Source organism: Paenochrobactrum sp. BZR 201-1, from assembly GCF_044987585.2.
GTDB classification, from domain to species: domain Bacteria; phylum Pseudomonadota; class Alphaproteobacteria; order Rhizobiales; family Rhizobiaceae; genus Paenochrobactrum; species Paenochrobactrum pullorum.
Genome location: NZ_JBJDRZ020000006.1, coordinates 48,303 through 74,968, shown reverse-complemented (window position 1 = coordinate 74,968; position 26,666 = coordinate 48,303). Strand labels below are relative to the sequence as shown.

Annotated in this window: 25 protein-coding genes; 17 read left to right on the top strand and 8 right to left on the bottom strand. The window is 47.5% G+C overall.

All coding sequences use genetic code 11. From position 1 onward, the window contains the following. Positions 1–40: 40 nt before the first annotated feature. The gene (locus ACI0FR_RS05495; protein ID WP_404906290.1) at positions 41–2,149 is read right to left on the bottom strand and encodes a molybdopterin-containing oxidoreductase family protein; all 2,109 of its coding nucleotides are present in this window, start codon (positions 2,147–2,149) and stop codon (positions 41–43) included. Positions 2,150–2,290: 141 nt separating this feature from the next. Between ACI0FR_RS05495 and ACI0FR_RS05490 the strand changes: the two genes are divergently transcribed. The 4 genes from ACI0FR_RS05490 (at position 2,291) to ACI0FR_RS05475 (ending at position 5,173) form a co-directional block, all read left to right on the top strand. After that, positions 2,291–3,163, top strand: coding sequence for a 23S rRNA (adenine(2030)-N(6))-methyltransferase RlmJ (locus ACI0FR_RS05490; protein WP_404906291.1), 873 nt, complete (start codon positions 2,291–2,293; stop codon positions 3,161–3,163). 115 nt (positions 3,164–3,278) lie between these two features. Further along, entirely contained in the window at positions 3,279–3,758 is a 480-nt protein-coding gene (locus ACI0FR_RS05485) for a phage portal protein (protein WP_404906292.1), read from the top strand. Positions 3,759–3,763: 5 nt separating this feature from the next. Beyond that, entirely contained in the window at positions 3,764–4,546 is a 783-nt protein-coding gene (locus ACI0FR_RS05480; RefSeq protein ID WP_404906293.1) for a ribonuclease T2 family protein, read from the top strand. A 24-nt stretch (positions 4,547–4,570) separates the two neighbouring features. Next, on the top strand, positions 4,571–5,173 hold the full coding sequence (locus ACI0FR_RS05475) for a glutathione S-transferase N-terminal domain-containing protein (protein WP_374830536.1): 603 nt from the start codon (positions 4,571–4,573) through the stop codon (positions 5,171–5,173). Positions 5,174–5,382: 209 nt separating this feature from the next. Here ACI0FR_RS05475 and ACI0FR_RS05470 read toward each other — a convergent pair whose 3' ends face one another. Further along, a complete protein-coding gene (locus tag ACI0FR_RS05470) occupies positions 5,383–6,030 on the bottom strand; it encodes an outer membrane protein (RefSeq protein ID WP_374830174.1) in 648 nt (215 codons plus the stop codon). Between the two features lie 391 nt (positions 6,031–6,421). Between ACI0FR_RS05470 and ACI0FR_RS05465 the strand changes: the two genes are divergently transcribed. The 6 genes from ACI0FR_RS05465 (at position 6,422) to ACI0FR_RS05440 (ending at position 11,670) form a co-directional block, all read left to right on the top strand. Further along, on the top strand, positions 6,422–7,207 hold the full coding sequence (locus ACI0FR_RS05465) for an SDR family oxidoreductase (RefSeq protein ID WP_404906294.1): 786 nt from the start codon (positions 6,422–6,424) through the stop codon (positions 7,205–7,207). Continuing rightward, positions 7,204–9,261 (top strand): excinuclease ABC subunit UvrC, encoded by a 2,058-nt coding sequence (gene uvrC, locus ACI0FR_RS05460; protein WP_404906295.1) that lies wholly within the window; start codon positions 7,204–7,206, stop codon positions 9,259–9,261. Before ACI0FR_RS05465 ends, uvrC begins: the two co-directional genes overlap by 4 nt. A 140-nt stretch (positions 9,262–9,401) precedes the next feature. Next, a complete protein-coding gene (gene pgsA, locus ACI0FR_RS05455) occupies positions 9,402–9,989 on the top strand; it encodes a CDP-diacylglycerol--glycerol-3-phosphate 3-phosphatidyltransferase (RefSeq protein WP_374830168.1) in 588 nt (195 codons plus the stop codon). Positions 9,990–9,993: 4 nt separating this feature from the next. After that, on the top strand, positions 9,994–10,251 hold the full coding sequence (gene moaD, locus ACI0FR_RS05450) for a molybdopterin converting factor subunit 1 (protein WP_374830166.1): 258 nt from the start codon (positions 9,994–9,996) through the stop codon (positions 10,249–10,251). A gap of 1 nt (position 10,252) precedes the next feature. Beyond that, complete coding sequence (locus tag ACI0FR_RS05445; protein WP_404906296.1) at positions 10,253–10,717, top strand: molybdenum cofactor biosynthesis protein MoaE; 465 nt, start codon at positions 10,253–10,255, stop codon at positions 10,715–10,717. A gap of 149 nt (positions 10,718–10,866) precedes the next feature. Beyond that, complete coding sequence (locus ACI0FR_RS05440) at positions 10,867–11,670, top strand: META domain-containing protein (protein WP_404906347.1); 804 nt, start codon at positions 10,867–10,869, stop codon at positions 11,668–11,670. A gap of 202 nt (positions 11,671–11,872) precedes the next feature. On the opposite strand, the gene ndk is transcribed toward ACI0FR_RS05440, so the two are convergent. After that, complete coding sequence (ndk, locus tag ACI0FR_RS05435; RefSeq protein WP_184220133.1) at positions 11,873–12,295, bottom strand: nucleoside-diphosphate kinase; 423 nt, start codon at positions 12,293–12,295, stop codon at positions 11,873–11,875. A 201-nt stretch (positions 12,296–12,496) separates the two neighbouring features. On the opposite strand from ndk, the gene ACI0FR_RS05430 reads away from it, so the two are divergent. Next, positions 12,497–14,392, top strand: coding sequence for an ATP-binding cassette domain-containing protein (locus ACI0FR_RS05430; protein WP_404906297.1), 1,896 nt, complete (start codon positions 12,497–12,499; stop codon positions 14,390–14,392). 61 nt (positions 14,393–14,453) lie between these two features. Here ACI0FR_RS05430 and ACI0FR_RS05425 read toward each other — a convergent pair whose 3' ends face one another. From ACI0FR_RS05425 to ACI0FR_RS05410, 4 genes are all read right to left on the bottom strand, one after another. Continuing rightward, positions 14,454–15,017, bottom strand: coding sequence for a hypothetical protein (locus tag ACI0FR_RS05425; protein WP_404906298.1), 564 nt, complete (start codon positions 15,015–15,017; stop codon positions 14,454–14,456). Continuing rightward, entirely contained in the window at positions 15,014–15,463 is a 450-nt protein-coding gene (locus ACI0FR_RS05420; RefSeq protein WP_374830159.1) for a DNA polymerase III subunit chi, read from the bottom strand. The genes ACI0FR_RS05425 and ACI0FR_RS05420 overlap by 4 nt, the downstream gene beginning before the upstream one ends. A gap of 216 nt (positions 15,464–15,679) precedes the next feature. After that, positions 15,680–16,276, bottom strand: coding sequence for a hypothetical protein (locus ACI0FR_RS05415; protein ID WP_374830157.1), 597 nt, complete (start codon positions 16,274–16,276; stop codon positions 15,680–15,682). A gap of 166 nt (positions 16,277–16,442) precedes the next feature. Further along, positions 16,443–17,939 carry a leucyl aminopeptidase gene (locus ACI0FR_RS05410; RefSeq protein ID WP_404906299.1) on the bottom strand — a complete coding sequence of 499 codons (1,497 nt, stop codon included), beginning with the start codon at positions 17,937–17,939 and terminating at the stop codon, positions 16,443–16,445. A 260-nt stretch (positions 17,940–18,199) separates the two neighbouring features. Between ACI0FR_RS05410 and lptF the strand changes: the two genes are divergently transcribed. The 6 genes from lptF to rsmA all read left to right on the top strand — a co-directional run bounded on the left by lptF (position 18,200) and on the right by rsmA (position 25,958). Next, the gene (lptF, locus tag ACI0FR_RS05405; protein ID WP_374830153.1) at positions 18,200–19,408 is read left to right on the top strand and encodes an LPS export ABC transporter permease LptF; all 1,209 of its coding nucleotides are present in this window, start codon (positions 18,200–18,202) and stop codon (positions 19,406–19,408) included. After that, the gene (gene lptG / locus ACI0FR_RS05400; protein ID WP_374830151.1) at positions 19,405–20,493 is read left to right on the top strand and encodes an LPS export ABC transporter permease LptG; all 1,089 of its coding nucleotides are present in this window, start codon (positions 19,405–19,407) and stop codon (positions 20,491–20,493) included. The genes lptF and lptG overlap by 4 nt, the downstream gene beginning before the upstream one ends. Beyond that, positions 20,493–22,868, top strand: a complete 2,376-nt coding sequence (locus ACI0FR_RS05395; RefSeq protein WP_404906300.1) for an LPS-assembly protein LptD — start codon at positions 20,493–20,495, stop codon at positions 22,866–22,868. Before lptG ends, ACI0FR_RS05395 begins: the two co-directional genes overlap by 1 nt. Before the next feature lie 172 nt (positions 22,869–23,040). Beyond that, on the top strand, positions 23,041–24,003 hold the full coding sequence (locus tag ACI0FR_RS05390) for a SurA N-terminal domain-containing protein (RefSeq protein WP_374830147.1): 963 nt from the start codon (positions 23,041–23,043) through the stop codon (positions 24,001–24,003). 114 nt (positions 24,004–24,117) lie between these two features. Continuing rightward, entirely contained in the window at positions 24,118–25,134 is a 1,017-nt protein-coding gene (gene pdxA, locus ACI0FR_RS05385; RefSeq protein ID WP_404906301.1) for a 4-hydroxythreonine-4-phosphate dehydrogenase PdxA, read from the top strand. Further along, complete coding sequence (gene rsmA / locus ACI0FR_RS05380; RefSeq protein WP_404906302.1) at positions 25,131–25,958, top strand: 16S rRNA (adenine(1518)-N(6)/adenine(1519)-N(6))-dimethyltransferase RsmA; 828 nt, start codon at positions 25,131–25,133, stop codon at positions 25,956–25,958. Before pdxA ends, rsmA begins: the two co-directional genes overlap by 4 nt. Before the next feature lie 45 nt (positions 25,959–26,003). Here the strand turns inward: rsmA and gmk are convergent, their stop codons facing one another. After that, positions 26,004–26,666, bottom strand: coding sequence for a guanylate kinase (gene gmk / locus ACI0FR_RS05375; protein ID WP_404906303.1), 663 nt, complete (start codon positions 26,664–26,666; stop codon positions 26,004–26,006).

Genomic DNA, 26,666 nt, shown 5'->3' with positions numbered 1-26,666 from the left:
CTCACCGGAGGTTTTTTTATGCAACTGCTTCTTTAAGTAATCAGGCGCATTTTCTGATCCAAACTTTGGTGTCATGAAAAGCAGCACCGCCATAAGGTGCGGCAGCATCAGCTCCGGTCAGTGTGTTGATGCCCTCGCCGCGTTCAAATGCCGAGTTTGGAAACAAACCTTCAGAAATAACAACACCGCGCTTTTGTCCTGAACGCAAAGTCGCATGCAGCACGACCTCACCACGCATATTACCAATTTCTACCCGCTCACCATTTTCAATGCCAAGATCTGCGGCATCATCCGGATGGATCAGCAATTGCGGGCGAACTTCTTTGGCCAAAGATGATGGTGTTTCAGTAAATGTCGAATTGAGGAAATTATGCGATGGCGATGTGGCCAGCCGATAAGGATGCGCTTTATCTGCCACCTCAATCACCTCCCAATGATCCGGCCACTCCGGTAAATCCTGATATGGCCCCTGAATCCCCATGTTTTCAGGCGGTCGATTGGGCGCTGCATTGTGCAGCCAAGTTGGCTTGAAGCGGAATTTACCATCCGGCCATTTGAAGCCATTGATATAATGGGCATCCTCAAAAGGCGGCTGCAAATCTACAAAACGCTTTTCCTTTAAACCATCAAAATCAGGAAATGCGCTTTTGGCATTCATATTATTGATCAATGTTTGCTCATCGAGATTGAAACCCGGCAAGTGCCCCACGCCCAAACGATCGGCCAATTGATTGATAACATAGAGATTTGGCTTTGCCTCATCCAGTGGATCGATCAGTTTTGGCCCCAGCAATAAATACTGATTACCGCCACCGCGATAAATATCATCATGCTCCAAAAATGTGGTTGCGGGTAAAACAACATCGGCCATTTTTGCAGTATCGGTCATGAACTGTTCATGTACCACCGTGAATAAGTCTTCACGCGCAAAGCCTTGACGTACCAAACGCTGTTCCGGCGTTACATTCATCGGATTTGTGTTTTGAATAAGCATGGCTGTTACAGGCACACCGCCATAAAGTGCCTCTTTGTCGCCGGTTAAAATCCGCCCGATTTTTGACTGATCCATTGATCGGATAGAGGTATCTTTAAAGATTTTGCCTTCAATTTCAGCCTTATCCAGTTTGAAAATGCCCGAGTTTGAATGAAAAGCGCCGCCGCCTTCATGTGCCCAGGCACCCGTAACCGCAGCAATTGACAGTGCCGCATGCATGGCAACAGAGCCATTACGCTGGCGGGTAAAGCCATAGCCTAACCGGAAGAAGGTCTTTTTTGTTTTACCGACAAGATGGGCAAAAGCCTCAATTTCTTCAACCGGTAGGCCAGTGATTTGCGCTGCCCATTCCGGCGTTTTAGATGCCAAATGCTGCTGTAAACCTTTCGGGTCATCGGTGTATTTTACCAGATAGTTCCAATCGGCAAGATTATCGCGAAATAAAACATGCATCACCGCACAGGCAAAAGCACCGTCAGTGCCGGGCTTCAGCACAATGCCCATATCGGCTTGGCGCACAGTGGCATTGGCATAAATATCAATAACCACAATTTTAGCACCACGCTCTTTACGCGCGCGTGTCGCATGGGTCATCACATTAACCTGCGTGGCGGCGGCATTGGTGCCCCAGATCACCACGCAATCAGATTTGGCCATTTCACGCGGGTCTGGCCCTGTCAGACTACCGGTTCCGGCAAAATAGCCCGTCCACGCCAGATTGGTGCAGAAACTATCAAATTGATTTGAATATTTTTTGGCATGGCGCAAACGATTGATCGAATCGCGCTGCACCTGCCCCATGGTGCCTGCATAATAATATGGCCAGACAGTTTCGCTGCCATATTGCTCTTCCGCTTTGATGAACCGCTCGGCGATCAAGTCAAGCGCTGCATCCCATGATGCTTCTTTCCATGCGCCTTCGCCTTTGGCACCGGCTCGAATCAATGGCTTTTTCAAACGATCCGGATGATGCACACGCTCGGCATAACGCGCCACCTTGGCGCAGATAACACCAGCCGTATAAGTATTTTCTTTCGATCCCCGAATGCGGCCAATCGTTTTATTGTCCAAGAGCTCCACATCAAGCGCACATGTTGACGGACAATCATGCGGGCATGCGGAATGAGCAATTTGCGTAACTAACGGACGTGCCATGAGCGGTATCAGTCTCTAAAACCGGAAAAGATCAAGACCTATCACAAAAAACGAAGGAACAAGACATTTATTTGCACTGAAGTGTGTCATTGAGCAACTCGCCTCTTGCCGAAAATCTTATCCCGTGGAACAAGCACTTTCATGAATTATCGTCACGCTTATCACGCTGGAAATTTTGCCGATGTAGTCAAACACATCATCCTGACGCGCATCCTTGAATATATGAAATTAAAGGACGCCGCTTTTCGGGTGATAGACACCCATGCAGGTATCGGCCTCTATGATCTAATGGGGCCGGAAGCCGCCAAGACGATTGAGTGGAAATCCGGCATTTTCAACCTGATGGAAGCTGTCGACAATAATGAGATTGATGCGGAAACAAGTGCGCTGATTGCGCCGTTTATCAATGCAGTCAAAGCAGAAAATACCACATCGGACATACGTTATTATCCAGGCTCGCCATTGCTGACCCGTCATTTGCTGCGCAAACAAGACCGTTTATCAGCGCTGGAACTGCACCCGAATGATGTAAAAACATTGGCCAAACTTTTTGACGGCGATTATCAGGTTCGCGTCACCCATCTGGATGGCTGGCTTGCGATGGGCGCCCATCTGCCGCCAAAGGAAAAACGCGGCGTGGTATTGGTTGATCCGCCGTTTGAGATTGGTGGTGAGTTTGATCGCCTTGTCATCAATCTGGCCAAAGCACACAAGAAGTTTTCAAGTGGCACATATGCGCTTTGGTATCCGGTTAAAGATCACCGTGAAGTGAAGAAATTCCATCAAGCGCTTTATGACACAGGCATCCAAAAAATCATGGCGGTTGAATTATCGATTCGCTCGCCATCGCCTGAACCGCGTCTTGACGGCACTGGAATGATCATCGTTAATCCGCCTTATGTGCTGGAAATGGAACTAAAACTCATTTTACCGATGCTGGTAAAACTTTTGTGTGAGGATAAAGGTGCCGGTTACCGGTTAAACTGGATACGCAAAGAAGGTGACGGCGCTTGATCATTTTGATAAGCTGCCGCAAAATGAACTGATAACGGGTTTTCAGGCCCGCTCCTTATAAAGTCAGACAGGTTAAGTGAATGCTTACCTGCAACATTTGAAAACAGGATTGCACATGTCAGGCATGCAACTTAGTGTTACGAAATTCACACGCACCGCTTCGGCTGCTGTTGCGACGCTTTTCCTCGGGCTTTCCGCCGTGCCAGTGCAGGCAGCTGACTACTTTGCCACCTCTCCGGCCGTAAATACAGACGCATCTGTCTGTTCACAGCAAAGCGTGCTGAAGCGCGTTGTTTCCGGCTTCGCTTATCAGGTCAAACATGTACCTGATATGCCAATGACAGCAATTTCCTCAATGGGCGACATTCGCCTCAAACGGTTTGAAGCAAAAATCAATCCATCGCAGGTCGCACGCACTTATTGCGATGCAACAGCGGTGATGACTGATGGTCAGCAGCGTAAAGTTTGGTATCTGATTGAAGAGCGACAAGGCTTTGTCACCCTCGGTTCCAATGTCGAGTTCTGCGTTGATGGCTATGACAAATGGTATGTCTATAATGCCTCATGCAGCGTCCTGAAAGCACGCGGACTTTAATCCTCATGTTTAGCCGCTTCAAGCAGGTCAAATCCTGCCCATGGCATCTCAAGACCGCTCTTCAAAGCGGTCTTTTGCTTATCGGTACAGCAGTGTTCAGCAGCACGGTTGCACAGGCACAAGAGCCCGTATTAAAGCCGGACTGGTCACTGGTGCGCCCGAAGGCGCAAAATGACAACCACCGTTTGCCCGCGCCATCAAGCCAACAAGGCTTTGATTTCTATGTGCTTTCCCTGTCATGGTCGCCAAGCTTTTGCACGCTTGACGGCAGAGGCAATGATAGCGACCAATGCAACATCAATCGGCGTGATGGTTTTTTGGTACATGGTCTATGGCCACAAAATGAAACAGGCTATCCGCAAAATTGCGCAATTGGCGGTAATGCCAAACAGCGTAATTATGTGCCGCGTCAGATTGCCAATGAGCTGAAAGACATTATGCCTTCTGCCGGCCTGATCCGCCATCAATGGCGCAAGCACGGTACTTGCTCCGGCTTGAACCAGCAGGATTATTTTTCAACTTTGCGTCAGGCATTTGATAAAATTGTCATTCCGCCCAGTTTAAAAAATCTGAGCTCAACGCGCCGTGTCGATCCGTCATTGATCGAGAAAGCTTTTATCGCGGCAAACCCTGCGATGAAGGAAAATGGTATCTCCGTCACCTGTAAGAAAAATTACTTACAGGAAGTGCGTATCTGCATGACGAAAGATCTGCAATTACGCTCCTGTGCAGCGGTGGATCGTGCTGCATGCCGAAGCCGGTCTGTCACGTTACCGGCCACACGCTAAACGAAAAAGAAAAGGTATATGGCCTTGATTCAAATCCTTTATTCCCCCACCTCGCCCTATAGTGCAAAAGTGCGCATGGCGGCGAAGCATGCCGGTTTGGAATTTGAAAGCGTCATCGTTAATACATCCGTTGCACCGGAAAATCTGATCTCAGCCAATCCTTTAGGAAAAATTCCGGTTCTAATTACGCAAGAAGGCCAATCGGTTTTTGATAGCCGCTGCATCACCCAATATATCAACCGCGTCACCGGTTCAAAACTGTTTCCGCGGCAAAGCGACAAACGTCTGGATGCTGAAAAACTGGAAGCTTTGGCAGACGGTCTTTGCGATGTGCTGATTACACAAATCTATGAGCGCCGCTTCAGGCCTGAAGAAAAAGTTCATCTTCCCTGGCTTGAAAAGCAGTGGGAAAAAACCGAGCGCGTCCTCGCAATGCTTAATGAAGCGCCGCCACTCATCGGCAAGCGCATTCATGGCGGACATATCGCGCTTGCGGCTGCTTTAAGCTATCTGGCATTACGCTTTGAAGGTCGCTGGGAGAAAAAATACCCGAAACTCAAACGTTGGCAAAAACGTTTTAACGATTTGCATCCGACATTGGCCGAGTTTTTACCCCGCGCTGTGTAATTTTTAAAGCTAGAGCGTGTCGCACTTAATCGTATCCACTGTGCTCGCTCTAGCGTTTTGCTTTTACGCGTGTCTTTATCCCAAAACCGGTGCCCACTTTTGGGAGACATGCTCTAGCTTATAATAAACGGGCTTTTTAGTATCTGGCCTCAATAAAAAAACCGGACAGTTGCCTGCCCGGTTTTTCTCTAATCCTGATTTTTCAAGAATTAGAACTTGTAAGCAATACCAAGACGGACATCATGTGTCTGCAGCTTGGATTTAACATTGCCTGAATCCAGAGCGTAAGTCTTGTTGCCGAAGTCGCTGTAGCGGTATTCTACACGACCCAGAACATTTTCAGTCAGCTTGGCTTCAAGACCACCACCGGCAGTCCAACCAGCACGGAATTTGCTCTTGCTGCTATCACCATCGCTTAGTTTGATCTGCGCACCGGCAACACCAGCGGTTACATATGGCATAACAACACCCATATCTACACCAAGACGCGCACGGAGCGAGCCGTCAAAGCCCTGCTTGGCTTCAATGCCATTTTTGGTCTTCTTAGCCCATGAATAGCCTGCATCACCTTCAACACCGTATACGATGTTGTCCTGCTGGAAGTTCCAGCCTGCGAATGCACCCATTTTGAACTTGTCGGACTTGATGTTGCCTACAGTCGAATCATTGGTTTTGAACTTGTTCCAGCCATAACCGAGGTGCAAACCGGTGTAACCGCCAGCCCAACCATATTGAGGAGCAACTTCAACTGGTGCAGGAACAGGTGGCTGTTCCATGATAGCATCAGCAGCAAGTGCCGGAGCAGCGATTGGGAGTGCAATAACAGAAGCAATAAGAATTGATTTAAGAGTGCGCATGGCATTCTCCTTGGTAATAAATAAACTCGTTGACGAGCCCGATATCGAAAGATCTTCTCTTGGGAAAATGTCCGACCAAACCGACATGTGCTCGCTGTCACAAACGTAACATTGTTTTTAAATAAGGCGCCTTGCGCCCCGTTTGGTGACGGAAAACTGACAAAAACATGGCTAAAATGTGATGTGTTATTTTAGCAACAAAGAAATTACGGACACCTTTGTAAGTCATCGAAAACAAAACTATATAGAGTCTAGCAAAACTTTGCTGAAAACAACTGAATTCATTGAATATTTTTAACCACAATAGCGCTATAGACCCAATTTGTGCTAGGTAAATATTTGATTAATATCGCCGAATTGACCGCCAAGAAAATGTAAGGGTTTATTTACCGTGTTATCCAGATTTTTTGACCATGATAACAATAAACCACCAGTTTTGGTGACCGGAGCCGCACGCCGCATCGGAAAAGCCATTATTGAAGACATGGCAGCGCACAATTTTCCGGTCATTATTCACTGTAATGATTCTGTCGATGACGCTGAACTGCTTAAAAATGAAATATTGGCACGAGGCGGTCGAGCCGCCATTGTTCAGGCTGATCTCACCAAGATGTCAGATGTTCAGGGCTTGATGGAAAAAGCTGCGAAGCCTTTCGGTGCTGTCGGTATTCTTGTCAATAATGCGTCTCATTTTGAAAATGATCAGATTGGCCATCTTGATGAAGAGCTATGGGATCGTCATTTTATGGTGCATGTGAAGGCACCGGTATTTTTGGCTGAAACCATGGCTGCGATTTTACCTGCCGATCAGTGTGGCATGATTGTCAATATAATCGACCAACGTGTATTGAAACTTAATCCGCAATTTTACTCTTACACATTGTCCAAATCCGCTTTATGGACAGCAACGCGCACGCTTGCACAAAGCCTGAACCCACGCATTCGTGTCAACGCCGTTTCACCGGGGCCTACTCTACCAAGCGAACGACAAGACCCGCAGGATTTTGAACAACAAGTGGAGCATATTTTATTAAAACGCGCACCGGATTTGTGTGAATTCGGAAAAGCGATCAGAACTTTATGGGATTTGAAATCCGTGACGGGTCAGATGATTTGCCTTGATGGCGGCCAGCACCTCGCATGGGAAACGCCCGATATTGCAGGCATTAATGAATGAAAAATTCTTTCCAAGATCTGCCCCCACAGGATTTGGATGAACGCGACGACAACTCGCCGGCAATTGCGGCTGATCCTGTCACAACCGCTGCCATTGATGCGATCGTTTGGGCTTCTGCTTTACAAGAAAATGACGGCATTGCCGCCGGTTTGACCGGTGCGGATATCATCAGCGAATTTGTCAAAAGACTACCCAATGATCCGGGTGTCTATCGCATGTTCAATAAAGACGGCGATGTACTTTATGTTGGCAAAGCACGAAATTTAAAAAAACGCGTTGTTAATTATACCCGCCCGACCGGTCATACCAACCGCATTGCACGGATGATTCATGAAACCGTGACGATGGAATTTGTGGTCACCCGCACTGAAACAGAGGCGCTTCTTTTAGAAGCCAATCTGATCAAACGTTTGCGCCCGCGCTATAATGTGCTGATGCGGGATGATAAATCATTCCCTTACATCATGATTTCCAACAATCATCGCGCACCCGGCATTTTCAAACACCGTGGCGCACGTTCCAAAGACGGCAATTACTTTGGCCCCTTTGCCTCGGCTACCGCGGTGACACGCACAATCAATGCCATGCAACGTGCTTTTTTGCTGCGCACTTGCACTGATTCATTTTTGGAGAATCGCAGCCGTCCTTGCCTGCTTCATCAAATCAAGCGTTGTGCAGGCCCTTGCACTCATGAAATTTCCGATGATGATTATCAGGAGCTGGTGCGCGAAGCCAAGTCATTCTTATCGGGCAAAAGTCAGGCTGTAAAAAAACATCTCTCCGAAGCTATGCAAAAAGCCTCCGAAGAGCTCGACTTCGAACATGCCGCTGTTTATCGTGACCGTCTGGCAGCGCTTTCACATGTGCAATCCCATCAAGGCATCAATCCGCAAACGGTAGAAGAAGCCGATGTCTTTGCCATTCATCAGGCTGGCGGCATGACCTGTATTCAGGTGTTTTTCTTCCGTACCGGCCAGAATTGGGGCAACCGGAGCTATTTTCCCAAAGCTGATATATCTTTATCTTCAGCAGAAGTGCTTGGGGCTTTTCTCTCGCAGTTTTATGCCGACAAGCCTTGCCCAAAACTCATTTTGCTTTCGGAAGAAGTGGAAGAACAAGCATTGATCGAAGAGGCTCTCTCGGCCAGTTCCGGCCACAGGGTCTATATCAATGTGCCCCAGCGTGGCGAAAAGAAAGATATGGTTGACCATGCCTTCACCAATGCGCGTGATGCTTTAGGGCGCCGTTTAGCAGAAACCTCTTCACAAGCACGCTTGCTGAAAGCACTTGCCGAAACATTCGAGCTACCCAATGTGCCGCGCCGTATCGAAGTTTATGACAATTCCCACATCATGGGTACCAATGCAGTGGGCGGCATGATTGTTGCGGGGCCTGAAGGTTTTGTAAAAAACCAATATCGCAAATTTAATATCCGCTCGACCGACATCACACCGGGCGATGACTTCGGCATGATGCGCGAGGTGGTCGAGCGTCGTTTCAGCAGGCTGGTGAAAGAACATGGGTTGCGCGATGCAAAAGAAGATGTTGCGACCAATTCCTCCGAAGAAGAATTACTTGAAAGTGTAACGGACAGTTTTCCGGCATGGCCTGATTTAATCCTGATTGATGGTGGTCAGGGCCAAGTCGGCGCTGTGCGGCAAATATTGCAACAAATAGGCATTGCCGATCAGGTCACTGCCATTGGTATTGCCAAGGGTGTTGACCGCGATGCCGGGCGTGAAAGATTCTTTGTTGAGGGCAAACCCGATTTCACTCTGCCGCCTCGCGATCCTGTGCTTTACTTCATTCAACGCATGCGCGATGAAGCGCACCGTTTCGCGATCGGTACCCATCGTACCAAACGCAAGAATGCTTTTGTAAAAAATCCGCTCGATGAAATCGCCGGAATTGGCCCCGCACGAAAACGTGCCTTGCTTCATCACTTCGGAACTGCCAAAGCTGTAGCGGGCGCTGCTCTTTCTGATCTGATGCAGATTGACGGCATCTCCGAATCGATGGCGAAACAGATTTATGATCACTTTAGAAATGAATAAGGTGCGGCATTTTAGAATGTAGATCTATCGGTTCTTTAACAAATCATGCTAATGTCATGAAATAATGAGACAAGACTGAAGCGGTTGTTGATTTCTATCATATCCCTGCGGATGTAATTTGAATGGGTGTGGCGGTATCTATGAGTAAGAATGCATTTTCCCTTCCCAACATACTGACATACGGGCGGATCGTAGCGGTTCCCCTTGTGGCTTTATGTTTTTTCATTGAAGGACGTTTGCATTCAAGCGATTTTGCCCGCTGGAGCGCTCTTGCCATTTTTATCGCTGCGAGTATCACCGACTTTTTTGACGGCTATCTGGCACGTGCATGGAAGCAAACTTCGACAATCGGCCGCATGCTCGACCCGATTGCTGATAAATTGCTGGTTTCCACCTGTTTGTTGCTGCTTGCGGCCGACCCTGCCCGCACCATTGCAGGGTGGAGCCTGTGGGCGGCAATCATCATTCTCTGTCGTGAAATTCTGGTGTCGGGTTTGCGTGAATATCTGGCTGAACTCAAAGTCAGCGTTCCGGTTTCGCAATTGGCAAAGTGGAAAACCACGACACAGATGATTGCGCTTGCCTTTTTGCTGGCAGGTCCGGCAGGTGACAAAATTCTACCCTATACCACCGAAATCGGCATCACTTTGCTCTGGATTTCAGCTGTTTTGACCCTTTATACCGGTTGGGATTATTTCAAAGCCGGCCTCAAACATATGATTGACTAGCATTATGGAAGTCAGCCTCGTCTATTTCGCATGGGTGCGTGAACGGATCGGCAGGGAAGCAGAAACAATTACCCTGCCTGATAGCGTGACAACGATTGGTGGACTGCTCAACCACTTGCAACAGCTTGGCGAAAATTACGCTTATGCTTTGGAAGCAGAAGATGTTGTGCGCACCGCGATTAACCATGAACATGCAGAGGCGGATAGTATCATCAAGGATGGAGATGCGATCGCGATCTTCCCACCGATGACTGGTGGATGATATGGTTGACCCTATCCATATTTCTATTCAACATGATAATTTCGACATTGCTGAAGAACAGCAGAAATTGTTGGGACAGAATAAAAATATCGGCGCTGTCGTGGCGTTTACCGGTCTGTGCCGCGACGAAAGCGGACGCCTTGAAGCTTTAGAGCTTGAACATTATGCCTCTATGGCTGATGCTCAAATTAAAAAAATAGCATCCAATGCCTTTGAGCGCTTTGAGCTTAATGCAGTACGAATTATCCATCGCTTCGGACTGATTAAACCGGGTGAAAATATTGTGCTGGTTTTAACCGCTTCGCGTCATCGTAAAGCTGCATTTGAAGCTGCAAGCTTTTTAATGGATTATATGAAGACAAATGCGCCATTTTGGAAAAAAGAACATTTAAAAAATGGTATTGATGGCGAATGGGTTACGTCCAAAGCCTGCGACGAACAAGCGCAGAAGCGCTGGGAAAAATAATATTGCAAGACTATTTTAAATAAAATGCGATTATGATTAATTTTATGGCGGTAAAACTTGCTCTGCCATAATTTATACATGAACTTTAACCATCTGTAACAAGATGGAATCATAATTCAACGCGGGGAAATTTCAGCTTGAGTGATAATATGCAAAGCAGTTTCAAGAAAAACTTTGCTGTTACAGCTGCCATTATTATGGGCTTGGTTGTGACGGGCGCCGCCACGATGGTGTTTACCACCTCAATGCCGTCCGTCAGTATCGCCGCAGAAAAAACTATCAAAGGTAATGTGATCTATCTTGAACGCATTGCTCTGCCGCCGGAAGCCAAGCTGATTGTCGAACTTGCCGATGTCTCTCTGGCCGATGCGCCGGCCAAAATCATTGGTGATGTTACGATTGATTCAATCAGCGGACCGCCGATCCCTTATTCTATCGATTATGACAGCAGCAAGTTAGAAGCCAACCATACATATGCGCTGCAGGCGAGAATTTCTGCCGGTGACACATTGTGGTTTGTCAATGACACCCGCCACAGCTTTGATCCTGAAAAACTGCAATCCCAATATGACATTCAGGTTGTGATGGTTGGCCGCAGTGAAGCGTCTGACGAAGCAACAGGTTTGTTTGGCAAAGAATGGCTGGCAGAGGATCTACAAAATGCAGGCGTCATCGACAATGCACAAACCACACTAACGGTTCAGGAAGATGGCAGCGTCAATGGCTCCGGCAGCTGCAACCGTTATTTTGGCTCGGTTGAAATCAGTGAAGATAAGCTGAGCTTTGGTCAAATGGGCAGTACGTTTATGATGTGCCCGCCTGCCCTGATGGATCAGGAACGCAAGTTCTTTGATGTACTGGCCAATACCAGACGTTATAAAATCGAAATGGGCAAACTCGTACTGCTCAATGAACAGGACGAGAAAATCGCGATCCTTGCACCCAACATGTAAATTCAATTGAAATATAATCAAAAGGCCGGATCAATGATCCGGCCTTTTGATATAAATGTAAGCTAAGATTGGCCTCAATCAATCGAGGCCAACTTCAATTAGAGCGTGTCGCACTTTATCTTATCCACTGCGCTTACTCTAACAGCTTGTTTTTACCCATGTCTTTATCCCAAAACCGGTGCCCACTTTTGGGAGACATGCTTTAGCCAACGATTTCTGTACCGGAGAACCAGTAAGCGATTTCGATTGCTGCTGTTTCAGGAGCATCTGAACCGTGAACTGAGTTTTCGCCGATTGAGAGTGCGAAAGTTTTACGGATTGTGCCTTCAGCTGCATCGGCCGGATTGGTTGCGCCCATGACTTCACGGTTTTTCAGGATGGCGCCTTCGCCTTCCAAAACCTGAACGATGGTCGGGCCGGAAGTCATTGAATCAACCAGTTCACCAAAGAAAGGACGTTCTTTGTGCACAGCGTAGAAGCCTTCAGCTTCGCGGCGGCTCATCCAAACGCGTTTGGATGCAACAACACGCAGACCAGCTTCTTCAAGCTTGGCGGTGATAGCACCGGTCAGATTGCGTTTGGTTGCATCTGGTTTGATCATAGAGAATGTACGTTCAATTGCCATTTCAAAAACCTTGTATAAAGAGAAATGATGAGTGATGTTCTCATAAACGGCTGCGACCCAAATGCCAAGAGCTGACGGCACAAGCTATGAGAAGTTTCATTTAAAAGTCACAGAATCCACCTGCCTCACTATCATTTTACGCTACCAACACTTAATCCCACTTGCTAACAGGCCTCCTGTCATGCGAAAGCGCTTATTATTATGCTTATTCTAAACGACATATCCATCCGCATTGCAGGCCGCCTGCTGATTGACCACGCCAGCGTGACATTGCCTGCCGGTTCCAAAACCGGATTTGTCGGCCGTAACGGTACTGGCAAGTCAACCCTTTTTCGTGCAATCACCAATGATCTGGCGGTAGAAACCGGCAGTATCTCGATGCCCAAACAAACACGCATTGGTCAGGTGGCGCAGGAAGCTCCGGGCACAGAAGAGCCGTTGATCGACATTGTGCTGAAAGCCGATATAGAGCGCACGCAATTATTAGCAGAAGCGGAAACGGCCACCGATCCGGAACGTATCGCTGAAATTCATATTCGCCTTGCCGATATTGATGCCCACTCTGCCGAAGCCCGTGCAGGTGCTATTCTTGCCGGTCTTGGCTTTGATGCAGAAGCACAGCGTCGCCCTGCCTCATCCTTCTCCGGTGGTTGGCGTATGCGTGTGGCTCTTGCCGCAGTTCTCTTCTCAGAGCCTGATCTATTACTGCTTGACGAACCGACCAACTATCTCGATCTGGAAGGTGTGTTGTGGTTGATTGATTATGTGCGCCGTTATCCGCACACTGTCATCATCATCAGTCACGATCGCGACCTTCTGAATTCCGCAGTCAACTCGATTATGCATCTCGACCAGAAGAAGCTCACTTTCTGGCGCGGTAACTATGACCAGTTTGAACGTCAGCGCTTGGAAATGCTGGAATTGCAGCAAAAAGCCCATGTGAAGCAGGAACATCACCGCAAGCATATGGAAGCTTTTGTTGATCGTTTCCGCGCCAAGGCTTCGAAAGCACGCCAAGCTCAATCACGCCTGAAAGCATTGGAAAAGCTCAAGCCCATTGAGCTTTATGTGGAAACCAACGTGCAGCCATTTACTTTTCCCGATGCAGAAAAGAAAGCAGCTTCGCCGATCATTGCGCTTGAACAAGCCAATGTCGGCTATCAGCCGGGCCAGCCGATTTTGCAAAATCTCACCTTGCGCATCGATAATGATGACCGCATTGCACTGCTTGGTTCCAATGGTAATGGTAAATCGACTCTTGCCAAGCTGATCGGTGGACGGTTGGACGCAGAAACAGGTACGCTGACTTTATCGCCAAACCTGAAAGTAGCATTCTTCGCCCAACATCAGTTGGACGATCTGGTGCCGGAAGATAATGCCATCGAACATGTGCGCAGACTAATGTCTGGTGAACCGGAAGCCAAAGTACGTTCACGTGTTGCGCGTATGGGGCTTTCAACCGAGAAAATGCTCACCCCCGCTAAAGATCTCTCCGGTGGTGAAAAAGCACGCCTGTTGATGGGGCTTGCCACCTTTGACGGCCCTAACCTGCTCATCCTTGACGAACCGACCAACCATCTTGACATCGACAGTCGTGAGGAGCTGGTGCATGCACTCAACAGCTTTAAAGGTGCTGTTATCCTGATTGCGCATGATCGCCACCTCATTGAAGCAACGATGGAACGTCTGTGGCTGGTGCGTAACGGCACCGTCAAACCCTTTGAAGGCGACTTGGACGAATATCGTGCACTGGTTCTGGCTGATGCTAAAAATTCTGGTCAAACTTCGTCAGAGATTACACAAGAGGAAGGCCCGAAAATCAGCAAAGCAGACCAGCGCAAACTGGCAGCACAAAAGCGCGATGCGCTGAAGCCTTTGTTGAAAAAAGTCAAAGATTCCGAAGCCTTGATGCAAAAACTGCAGAAAGAGATTCAATCTCTGACAGAGAAACTGGAAGATCCGGCACTTTACGAAAAAGAACCACAAAAATCGGTTGAGCTGACCAAACAGATCAATGAACACCGTGTGAAACTGGCGGGCGCTGAAGATATTTGGCTTGAACTTTCAGCCAAATATGAAGAAGCATTGGCTGATTGAACGGTTCATATCAGACAAAAAAACGCAGGCACTTAAAAGCCTGCGTTTTTAAAATCAGATTTTAAATCTTGCGACGATAGAGCCGGCCACGCACCAAACCATAGACACCAAGCACAACGGCAATCAGTCCGGCAGAGATAAGATTATCATTGACCGGTTTGGCAGCACGGCGCAAAACCAGTTCAATTTTGCCAATATGCAACTCCTCCACATCGGCAGGTGCCACGCTGAATGTATATTCACCTGTAATCACCGGATTGATGTCACCCGCGCTCGCGCGCATGGGCTTGTTAGCTTCATGATTAGATGGCTTTTCACCTGCAATGCGCTGATAAGAAAGAACTTCCGACATTAACGGGTGTCCGTCACGGCTGACCGCCAGACGAACAGTTGAGCGCTGCTGGTCTGCTGCCTCACTTTCAAGCGGTGTCATATCTACAAAGATCCGCACCGGCGCGTCATCTTGCGACAAATGCACCTTTGGTGTTTGGAGAGGTTGGCCTACACCTTCCAACATCACCCAGCGATTAATATCACTGCCAGTAAAATGACTGACATACCACGGATAGGCAAAACCAATACCTAATCCGCCAACAATAAGTGCAATAAAAAAAGCGCGCATCATGCTTTGCGTTCCCAGCGTTTATCGGCATTTTGTTGCCAATAAGTCAGTTGGTGATCACCCGTTTTAAAAGTTTTCCACTGTTGTCGTGCTTTTTCAAGCTGTTCCTGATTGTGGCCATCGAACATAACGACCAGACGCTCATAAGCCGAAACATCGTTGAGTTCCGCGCCTTCAACTAAAAAACGTACCGTTGAATTATTTTGATTATTGTCGCTCAGTGTCAATAAAATCGGCTGCTCTGCTGCAAGCTCATCATCTTCAAAACCATGCGCCAAAAACGAAACATCGGAACATGTCCACAAAAGATTATCGATGACCTCCAACCGCTCACGGCTGATGCCTTGAATGGTAACCCGCCAGCCACGGCCAAGCGAACGTTCCACTAAACCGGGCAATGCTTCATCAAGAGTTGATTCAGTTAAGTGGTAAAACAGGATTTCAGCCATAAATTCCGGATACTTGTTTTTCGAAAATCACGAATACCAGCTTTGCCATGCGAGCCTTGCAGTTGCAAGGCAGTTGATGAATGCTGACTGATAGATGGCAATTTTCACGCTTAAACTTAAAGGCAGCGCTGTAAAAAACAGCGCTGCCTTTAAAATTACTAATTTTAATAATGCTATATATTTCAATAATTTATTGAAATTATTTTATAATGTGATTCAGTTATTGTGTTGCGCTTTTGCACTCAAGATACTGCACACGCCCAGAACAAGCAAAATCACATAACCAAGACATTCGCTCAATTCTTCAAAAAACTGGTTATAATACCACTGTGTCTGACGTTCAAAAACTTCGCCCATCACCAGCAAAAATGCAGCAAAATAATAAGGCCAGCATTTTGGGCTCAGCACATATTGCATCACCGGCTTGACATAAGAAGGACAGCGCCAAACGTAAATCGCTGCAAAAATGACTGTGACGATAGCTTCATGCCAACGGAACTGGTGTGAATGAATATAAGAGCTAATTGGACCATGAGGCTCAACCACCATTTCGCGGAAGAAAAACAACACCATCAACCATGACATCGCAATATAAAACATGCGTTTTTCGGCATGATGTCTCAGGCCACCAATTAAAAAAGCAACGGCTGCCAAAGCCAGATAGACATTTTGTACCTGCTCCAGCAAACCTTCTTCACTCATCTGAAAATCAATATTTTCAGGATCCAGAATGGAATAAAAAAAGATTGCATTCACAAGCATCAAGACAAATGTAATCAAGATAAATTGACGCGACGGATAAGAAGCCTGCACGAGTGTTCCTGCCTTATTAAAAAGATTTAGCAATATTCTATAAAGCAATCCCCCTTAAAAACACCCCCTATTTTTTGCACTTTACTGTGAATTAGAACAAGGAACATAAAAAAGCGGGCCGAAAAAATCCGACCCGCTTGCAATCTGGTTCTTTCAATAAAAAAGCTTATGCTTCGTAATGGTCACGCACCAAACGATCCAGCAAACGAACGCCGAAGCCAGAAGCCCAGCTTTGGCTGTATTCAGTGGCTGGTGAACCCATAGCTGTACCGGCAATATCCAGATGTGCCCAAGGCGTATCGCCAACAAAGCGCTTCAGGAACTGAGCCGCAGTAATAGAGCCAGCCAAACGACCGCAAGAGTTCTTCATATCGGCAAAAGTCGAATCGATCATCTTGTCGTATTCTTTACCCAGCGGCAGACGCCACACCTTTTCACCTGATGCCACACCTGCATCATAAAGCTGATCTGCCAGTTCATCATCATTGGAGAACAGGCCAGCATTATAGACACCGAGCGCCACCATAACCGCACCCGTCAATGTCGCCAGATTGATCATGATTTGCGGCTTGAAGCGATCTGCGGTGTAATGAAGCGCATCGGCCAAGACCAGACGACCTTCAGCATCGGTGTTGATCACTTCAATCGTCTGACCAGACATGGTGGTGACGATATCGCCCGGACGCTGTGCATTGCCATCCGGCATATTTTCGACAAGGCCGATCACGCCAACCACATTGACATTGGCCTTACGGCCAGCAAGTGCCCGCATCAAGCCGGTCACAGCAGCAGCACCGCCCATGTCACCTTTCATTTCTTCCATATTAAGGGCAGGCTTGATGGAAATACCACCGGTATCGAAAACAACACCTTTACCGACGAAGGCCACTGGTTTGTCTTTGGCTTTACCGCCATTCCACTGCATCACAACAACGCGTGGCGGGCGAACGGAACCCTGAGCGACACCGAGCAATGCACCCATACCTAGTTTTTTCAGTTCTTTTTCGCCGAGAACTTCAATTTTCACGCCGAGTTTTTCAAGCTTGGCTGCTTCATCTGCAAATTCGACAGGGCCCAGAATATTGGCTGGTTCATTAACCAGATCACGCGCCTGAATCACACCAGCGGCAATAGCTTCAGCGGTTTTATAGGCAGCTTTTGCAGTGTCAGGTGATGCAACACTGATTTTAACAGTGGCAGCAGCCTGTTTCTTGGCACCGTCTTTGTCGTCTTTTTTGGTTTTATATTTATCAAACTCATAAGAGCGCAGCAGCATACCAAGTGCAAAATCGGCCGCTTCATCATCTGCAATAGTCTGTTCAGGCAATGCCAGAGCAACCGCAACCTGCGTTGATTTGCCGATTTTTGAGAATGCAGCACCACCAATGCGCACCCAATCATCATTGCCGAGCTTCTCGATCTTGCCAACACCAACCAGAATCAGGCGTTCGATGCCGCCATCTTCAGTGCTGATAGCCTCTGCGGTAGTCCCGAGTTTACCGTTAAAACCGGAAATTTCGATCAGCTTGCGGATTTTCTCCGCACCACCGGCAAATGATGCCGCCTCTTCAGCAAAGCCCCCGCCTTTAGCTACCAGTACGACAGATGCACCACTTGCGGGCGCTGTAAAATCGGAAAATTGAATAGAAGGACGCTTAGACATTATTAACTCCGGTAAGCATGAAAACTTTCATCAGCATATTCTATATCTATGACAGCAAAGCGATGAACAACAGGCCTAAACATTTAATTGATAGCATTAATTGTCAATTACTGAATTAACGCTTGGTTAACCAGTTTTATTCGGTTAATTTTAGCCAAAATGATTTACGACTAAATTGGTAACAATCTAGGTTCCCCTATATTGAGAGTTTGAGTCTACCTCATCTCTTCGTTTTTAAGATCAGGATGTAAACGCAAAACATGCGATTGATAGAATGGTATATCCTTCGCCGTGTTGCGATTATGTTTCTGGCGGTGCTTGGCTCGACAGTCGGCATTACTTGGATTGTACAAATTCTGAAACGCATTGATTTTTTGACGACCAGCGGACAATCGCTTTCAGCTATTCTCAAATTCAGTTCGCTTTTATTGCCCGCAGCTATTCCGATCGTGCTGCCTTTTGCGCTGATTATTGCGATCACACAGACGCTTTCAACCATGAATCAGGATTCGGAGCTCGTTGTTATCAACGCATCCGGCGCATCCCGTGCAGCCATTGTCCGTCCGATCTTATTGCTGGCGTTACTTGTTTCCATGTCTTCCTTCGTGATCTCAAATTTCGTTGATCCGTATTCGCGCATGAATATGCGCGCCATGCTGGCCGAAGCCGGTTCCGACATGCTGAATGTGATCATTCAGGAAGGCACCTTCCGCAAAGTCAGTGATAATCTTTATGTGCAAATTGCCGAGCGCAAACCGGATGGCGGTATTGGCGGATTATTCATCGCTGACAGCCGCGACCCTCAGATTGACCTGATCTATTATGCGGCTGACGGTGTGATAGCCAATAATGGCACACAAGACATCATCTTGATGAAACAAGGCGAAGTACAGCGCCGCGATATCAGCACCGGTAATGTTTCTATTATCAAGTTCGATTCTTATTCTTTCGATATGAGCCAATTTACCGATGGCGGTGATGATGTCAGCTATTATGCCAAAGATCGTCCATTAGCTTATTTGCTTAATCCGGACGCCAATGATCCGTCGGTGCAAACACGCCCGCTTTCCTATAAATCCGAATTGCACAGCCGCTTCACAAAATGGCTTTATCCTTTGGTTTTTGCCTTTATCGCTCTGGTTTTTGCCGGTGATTCACGCTCACACCGTGAAGCACGGATTTCAGCGTCCTTTTCCGCAATCACGCTGGCATTGATCGTTTACTGGGTTGGCTATTATTTCACCGAAGGCTCTTCAAAAGAAGCATCGTATATTAAAATCACGTATATAGTACCAATTGGTACTATGCTTATCTGCGCCTATCTGCTCATCAGTGGCCGCAGATTGGGATTACCTGATGCAATTGCCAAACCGTTGAATACAATTTTCAGCACAATCTTCTCGCTTTTCCAAAATCTGCGCTCAAGATTTGATGGCACTGCAAAATATAAAAATGGAGGCGCGCAATGATCGGCTGGACGCTCGCCCGTTATTTCTTCATGCGTTATGTGCGCATCACCTTCTATTTTTTGCTGGGTATCTTTTCGCTCGCCCTCTTGTTGGATTTCACCGAAAATGCCAACCGCATGTCAAGCCTGCCGAATTATTCAGTCACGCAGGCTTTTGTGGTTTCAGCATTGCGCATTCCGTTTTTAATGCAGCAAATGATCCCATTTGTCGCTCTGTTTTCCGCAATGGCAACACTTATCTCGCTTAATCGCCGCTACGAATTGGTGGTTGCGCGTTCTGTTGGTGTCTCTGCATGGCAATTTCTGTTGCCGGCCTGTTTTGGTGCTTTCCTGTTCGGTCTGGGCACGATTTTCATCGTCAATCCGCTCTCAGCTTACGGCTTCAACAAAGCCGAAGAAATTGCAGCATCATGGAAAACCGGTAAAGTTACAGCAGTCTCCGCTTTACGTGATCCGTGGCTGCGCCAAAAGACTGATGAAGGTGAAACCATTGTCGGAGCCAAATCCATCCTTAATCAGGGTGCGACTTTGGCCGATGCTACCTTCATTACATTTAATGACGACAAGAGCATCAAAGAACGCTTTGATGCCAGACAAGCTGATTTGAAACCCGGCGTCTGGCAGCTCACTGATGTTACACGTTTTGCACTGGCAGAAGAGCCGGTTCAGTATAAATCAATCGAGATACCCACGCAGTTGCGGCCTGAATTCGTTCAGGAAAAGCTGGCATCCCCTGAAACGATTCCCTTTCTCCAACTTCCCCACACAATTAAAGTGGCCCGTTCATTCGGCTATTCAGCCAATGCTTTTGACATGCAATTCCAGTCTTTGCTGGCTTTACCTGCTCTTTTAATGGCAATGACTTTGATTGCAGCAACGGTTTCCCTCAAATTTGTGCGTTTTGGTCAGTCGGGAACGATGATTCTGGGTGGCGTCATGGCCGGCTTCGTGCTTTATGTGGTTACGGTTTTAGTAAAGGCGTTCGGTAATGCCGGATTCGTGCCGCCTTTTGTGGCAGCATGGGTACCGGTTGTTATCGCTACATTTTTCGGGGTCTCCTTTTTGCTACATAAGGAGGATGGTTAGTGAGTTTGAGTAAAGCACGCTTAATTTTGCCAAATATATTCTCACAGCTCGTTCGCGGGACTGCTATTGCGTGCTTGTTAAGCATTGTGCCCTTTGCTGCGACCACTTCCCCCGTTTTGGCACAAAGCAGCTTGGAAGACGGCTTCAAAACCAATCCGGATGCCCGTATGTTATTACAGGCAGACGAACTGGTTTATGATCGCGATGTGCAAACTGTCGTGGCTCAAGGTGCCGTGCAAATCGAATATGACGGCAACCGCCTCGTCGCTGACAAAGTCACTTATAATCGTCAAACCAATCGTATGACCGCATCCGGCAATGTGCAAATTGTCGAAAAAGACGGTAATACGATTTACACTGATGAAATTGATGTCACTGATGATTTCCGCGACGGCTTTGTGAACGGCTTGCGCGTCGAGACGACAGATGACACACGCTTTGTTGCCGAAAGTGCCGAGCGCAGTGGTGGTGAAATTACCACATTCAATAATGGTATTTACACAGCTTGTCAGGCCTGCACTAAAAATCCTGACAAACCTGTGCTGTGGCAAATCAAAGCCCGCAAAATCATCTGGAATGGTGCACGTAAGACAGTTCGTTTCGAACGCGGACAATTCGAACTTTTCGGTATGCCGATTGCATTTTTGCCAGCCTTTGAGATAGCTGATCCGAGTGTAAAACGTAAAAGCGGTTTCTTATTTCCAGGCTTTGCCTATAGAGATAAACTCGGCTTTGGTGTGAAAGCATCCTATTTCTGGAATCTGGCACCAAACTATGATCTGACGGTCTCCACCACCGGCTACACAAAGCAAGGTTTTTTAACTGAGGCTGAATGGCGCCATCGTCTTGAGAGTGGCAGCTATAACTTGCGTATCGCAGGTATTCATCAGCTCAGTTCAGATAAATTTAATTCGAACACAACCGATGCCAACAATACCGATCGCGGTATGATCGCATCCAAAGGTGATTTCGAAATTAACTCCCGCTGGAAATACGGCTGGGATGTAATGGCTCAGAGCGATAAAAACTTCAGTCGCACCTATAGTATCGAAGGCTATTCTGCAAAAACGCAAACTTCGAAAATTTACCTTACTGGCCTTGGTGAACGTAGCTACTTCGACTTAAATTTTTATCGCTTCGACGTGCAGGAAGATCTTCTTTCTTCGAACCCGAGGGAAGTCTCATCCAAACAGCCTTGGGTTTTCCCTAGTCTGGATCACTTATATATAGCGCCAGATGCAGTTTATGGCGGCGAATTCAGTATCACCAATAATTTGCAGATTCTCTACCGTAAAAACCAATACGACAATCAATCTAATAAAATCTCATTTGGTGCCGACAATTACCGCGTACCTGGTGCAAGCGGTACAAATGCACGCTTTACATCAGAAGCGGAATGGAAGCGCAGTTTCATCACGCCACAAGGTTTGGTCATTACACCAATTCTAGCGTTGCGCGGCGATGCAATCGGCATCAACAGCAACTCAATTGATGTAACCCGCTCGCAAGCTTTCCGTGCCATGGCTACCGCTGGGATGGAAGTGCGTTGGCCGATTCTTTTCTCGTCCACCAGCAGCACTCATATCATTGAGCCTACCGCTCAGATTTTTGTACGCAATAACGAAGCTTACGCCGGTGAAATGCCAAATGAAGATGCGCAAAGCTTTGTTTTTGACGCAACCAACCTGTTTGAACGGGACAAATTTTCCGGCTATGACCGCGTTGAAGGCGGTACCCGTGCCAACCTTGGCTTACGTTATTCCGGCAATCTGAATAATGGATGGGGCGTTTATGGTCTTGCAGGTCAGTCCTTTCAGTTGGGCGGCCTGAACTCATTCGCAACGCATGACTTTGTCAATGTCGGTGCTGAATCCGGCTTGGAGCACCGAAGCTCTGATTATGTGGCCATGCTCGGACTTTCAAATAGTGAAGGCTTCAATCTTGCCGCGCGCGGCAGATTTAATCGCAAAGATTTCTCGCTGGAGCGCGGCGAAATTGAAGCACAGCAGAGCTGGTCACGCCTGACAATTGGTGCGCGCTATGCTTTTATCGCTGCCCAACCGAATTATGGTTATATTGATGATCGTCAAGAGCTGACAATGTCAGCATCAACAAAACTGAACGAAAACTGGCGTATGTTTGGACGTGGCACATATGAGTTGGTATCGAGCACATTAGTGCGTGCTTCTGCCGGTCTTGCTTATGATGATGAATGCTTTAGCTATGCGATGACTTATAGCCAGTCGCGTACTCCTCCAAGCACGAATGGTCTGTCACAGGCAAGCAAGCCATCCCATAGTATCGGTTTTAATATTACCTTCCGTACATTGGGCGATTTCGGCGGAACCAGCAAAATGGCAAATGGCCTGTTGTAAAACCATGACAGGCCATTGCATTATGGCGCTCATTAAACTTTTTATTCATCTTCACGGTGACGTCATTGTTTCGCCGCATCGGTTTCGCTATAAAGTAACCAAAATTTGATCCAGTGAATGGTGAACTCTATCTAGTCGCTGAAAAATCAGCGAAAGACCTGGGAAATATGTTATGATTTTTAAGAAGCCAATAATTGCATCTTTCTTCAGCGCAGCGATCTGCCTGACTGCTGTTGGCGCCTTAACTGCCATCCAACCGGCGAGTGCAGCTTCAGGCACCGAGGTAAAAGTCATTGTCAACAGTAATGCCATTACCTCCGGAGACATCCAAAAACGTGCGGCTTTCTTAAAAGTACAAGGCAAAAAAGGTAATCTCACCAGTCAGGCACGACAAGAACTGACCGATGAAATGCTAAAGCGTGTTGAAATGAAAACACGCGGCATTGTTATTTCACCGCAAGAAGTTAATGCTGCTTACGCTAATTTTGCGTCTAACAACCGGATGAGCGTCGCTCAGATGAACCAGATGATGAATCAAGCTGGTATCACGCCTGAGCACTTTAAAACATATATTATGGTGCAGATGGGTTGGGGGCGCCTGATCAGCTCCCGTTTCCGTGAAGAAGGTATTATCTCCGAAGAGGATGCTGTTCAACGTATGTTGAAAGACGGAGGACGCAAACCTGTTGCAACGGAATATCATCTGCAGCAGGTTATTTTTGTGGTCCCGTCATCCAAGCGTTCACCTGCATTAATCGCCAAGCGTCGTCAGGATGCTAATACATTACGTTCCCGTTTTAAAAGCTGCGAGACAACCCGTAGCCAAGCCAAAGGTATGCTGGACGTGACAGTGCGTGATCTTGGCCGCATTCTGGAACCACAATTGCCGGGCGAGTGGGAAAAAGACGTCAAAGCAGCATCGGTTGGCAGCACGACAAAACCGCATGATACTGAAAAAGGCGTTGAGTTTTTGGCTGTCTGTTCGACACGAAAAGTGTCAGATGACCGTGTGGCTCAGTTGGTTTTCTCGCTTGAAGGCACCCAATCAGCCAAAGGCCAAGAACAAAAGGCCGATCAGCTCAGCAAGCAATATCTGGATGAGCTTCGTAAAAAAGGTCGTATCGTCAACCGTTAAAGTGCAAAACATATAGGTACTTTTCTGTTTCGACATTTTTAATGTTTTGCATTTGCTGCCATTTCAGCTTTTCATTAAGCTGAAATGGCAGTTGCATTTAACAACGGACTTAAAATGAAACCATTAGCGCTTAGTATCGGCGATCCATCCGGCATCGGGCCTGATTTAGCGTTGGCGCTTTGGCTCAATCGGCGTAAATTAAATGTACCAGCATTTTTAGCGCTCGCAGATCCTGAACAGTTGCGTTTACGTGCCGCTCATTTAAAGCTTGATATACCCGTTAAAATTTCCACAGCGGAAACTGCACAGACTGATTTTGAACAGTTTTTACCGGTTATGGCGCTCGAAAATACATTGACTGAAAGAATCGGCATTCCATTAGCCGAAAATGCTGCGGGTATTATTGAAGCAATTGAAAAAGCCGTTGCATTGACAATGGCAAACAGAACTGCTGCAGTTGTCACCTGCCCTATTTCCAAGAAACCGCTTTATGATGCCGGTTTTGAGCATCCGGGTCATACGGAGTTTTTGGCGCAGCTTGCCTCCAAACATCTTGGCAGATCGGTCATGCCGGTTATGCTGCTGGCGGGGCCAGATTTACGAGCCGTACCCGTTACCATCCATATTCCGTTGCATGATGTGCCAAAACAGCTAACCACTGCATTGATAGAAGAAACCATCATCATTACTGAACGCGATTTGCGTATATGTTTTGGTATCCAGCAGCCACGCATTGCCGTTGCAGGTTTGAATCCGCATGCAGGTGAAGGCGGTGCTTTAGGGCATGAGGATGAAACCATCATCACCCCTGCCATTGAAACTCTACGCGCAAAAGGCATGGATATCAAAGGCCCGCTGCCAGCTGATACGATGTTTCATGTACGTGCGCGCCAATCCTATGATGTGGCAATCTGCATGTATCATGATCAGGCTCTCATTCCGGCCAAAGCGCTGGCTTTTGATGAAAGCGTGAATGTCACGCTCGGTCTGCCGTTTATTCGTACCTCTCCAGATCACGGCACAGCATTTGAAATTGCAGGAAAGAATATTGCGCGTCCTGACAGTCTACTGGCTGCCCTCAAATTGGCACGTCGACTGGCAGATACAGCAATGGAAGATACAAGTATATGAGCATTGATAATTTACCTCCCTTGCGTCAGGTGCTCGAACAATATGATTTGATGCCTAAAAAATCTTTAGGCCAGAATTTTTTGTTCGACCTCAATCTGACATCCAAAATTGCCCGTCAAGCAGGGCAATTGCAGGATCAGCCGGTAATTGAAGTGGGGCCCGGGCCTGGTGGCCTGACACGCGCATTATTGGCGCAAGGTGCAATTGTGACCGCGATTGAGCGCGATGAGCGCTGCCTGCCAGCACTAGCCGAAATTGAAAGCCATTATCCGGGTCGGTTGAAAGTGATTTCCGGCGATGCGCTGCAACAAGATTTTCAAGCGCTCTTTCCAGATGAAAACAAGCCACGCATTGTCGCCAATCTGCCTTATAATGTCGGCACGCAATTGCTGATCAACTGGCTGTTAAGCGAACCTTGGCCACCTTACTATCAATCGATGACATTGATGTTTCAGCGCGAAGTGGCCGAGCGCATAGTTGCAGCACCCAACACCGACCATTACGGCCGTTTGGCCGTGTTGGCGGGCTGGCGCACCCAGTCACGCATTGCATTTGATGTACCACCACAGGCTTTTACACCGCCACCGAAAGTCATGTCGTCGGTGGTACATATCACTCCGCTCGACAATCCATTGCCATGCGACGCGCAGAAGCTTGGACGGATAACGCAAGCGGCATTTGGTCAACGTCGTAAAATGCTGCGCCAAAGCCTTAAACCCGTCAATGGTTCCAAGCTATTGGAAGTGACCGGTATTGACGGTACCAGACGCGCCGAAACATTGAGCATTGAAGAGTTTGTTGCTCTTGCCAATGCACTGGATTAATGAACAAAAAACGCCGGAAGTACCTCCGGCGTTTTTTATTTTATCTTACTTGTCTGCCGGCTCACCCAACAACTGATCGACAAAATCGAACAATCCCGGACGACGGTCACGGCGCAAACGCTCGGCGGTTACAATGGCTTTCACCGCAGCATAAGAGCGATTCAAATCTTCATTGATGACGATATAATCGTATTTTGACCATTTCTGAATTTCAACGCGCGCATTATGAAGGCGCGTTTCTATCACGTCCACACTGTCTTCCGCACGGCGATGCAAACGCGACTGCAGTTCTTTCATCGATGGCGGCAAAACAAAAATGGAAATAACGTCGGCCGGCATTTTCGCCTGCAACTGGTCTGCACCCTGCCAGTCAATGTCGAACAACATGTCCTGACCATCAGCCAGTGCATCTTCAGCAGTCGCACGTAACGTACCGTAGAAATTGCCATGCACTTCTGCATATTCAATCAGTGCATCGCTATCACGCAGACGTTCAAATTCAGCCACACTGATGAAATGATAGTGGATACCTTCCACCTCGCTCGGGCGACGTGTGCGGGTGGTGACGCTGACAGAAAGGGACAAATCCATCTCTCTGTCTTCCAGCAACAATCTTGCAATGCTTGATTTTCCTGCGCCCGACGGCGAAGAAATCACCAGCATCAGGCCACGACGGGCAACGCCATGTTCAGTTGATGAGATGGCCAT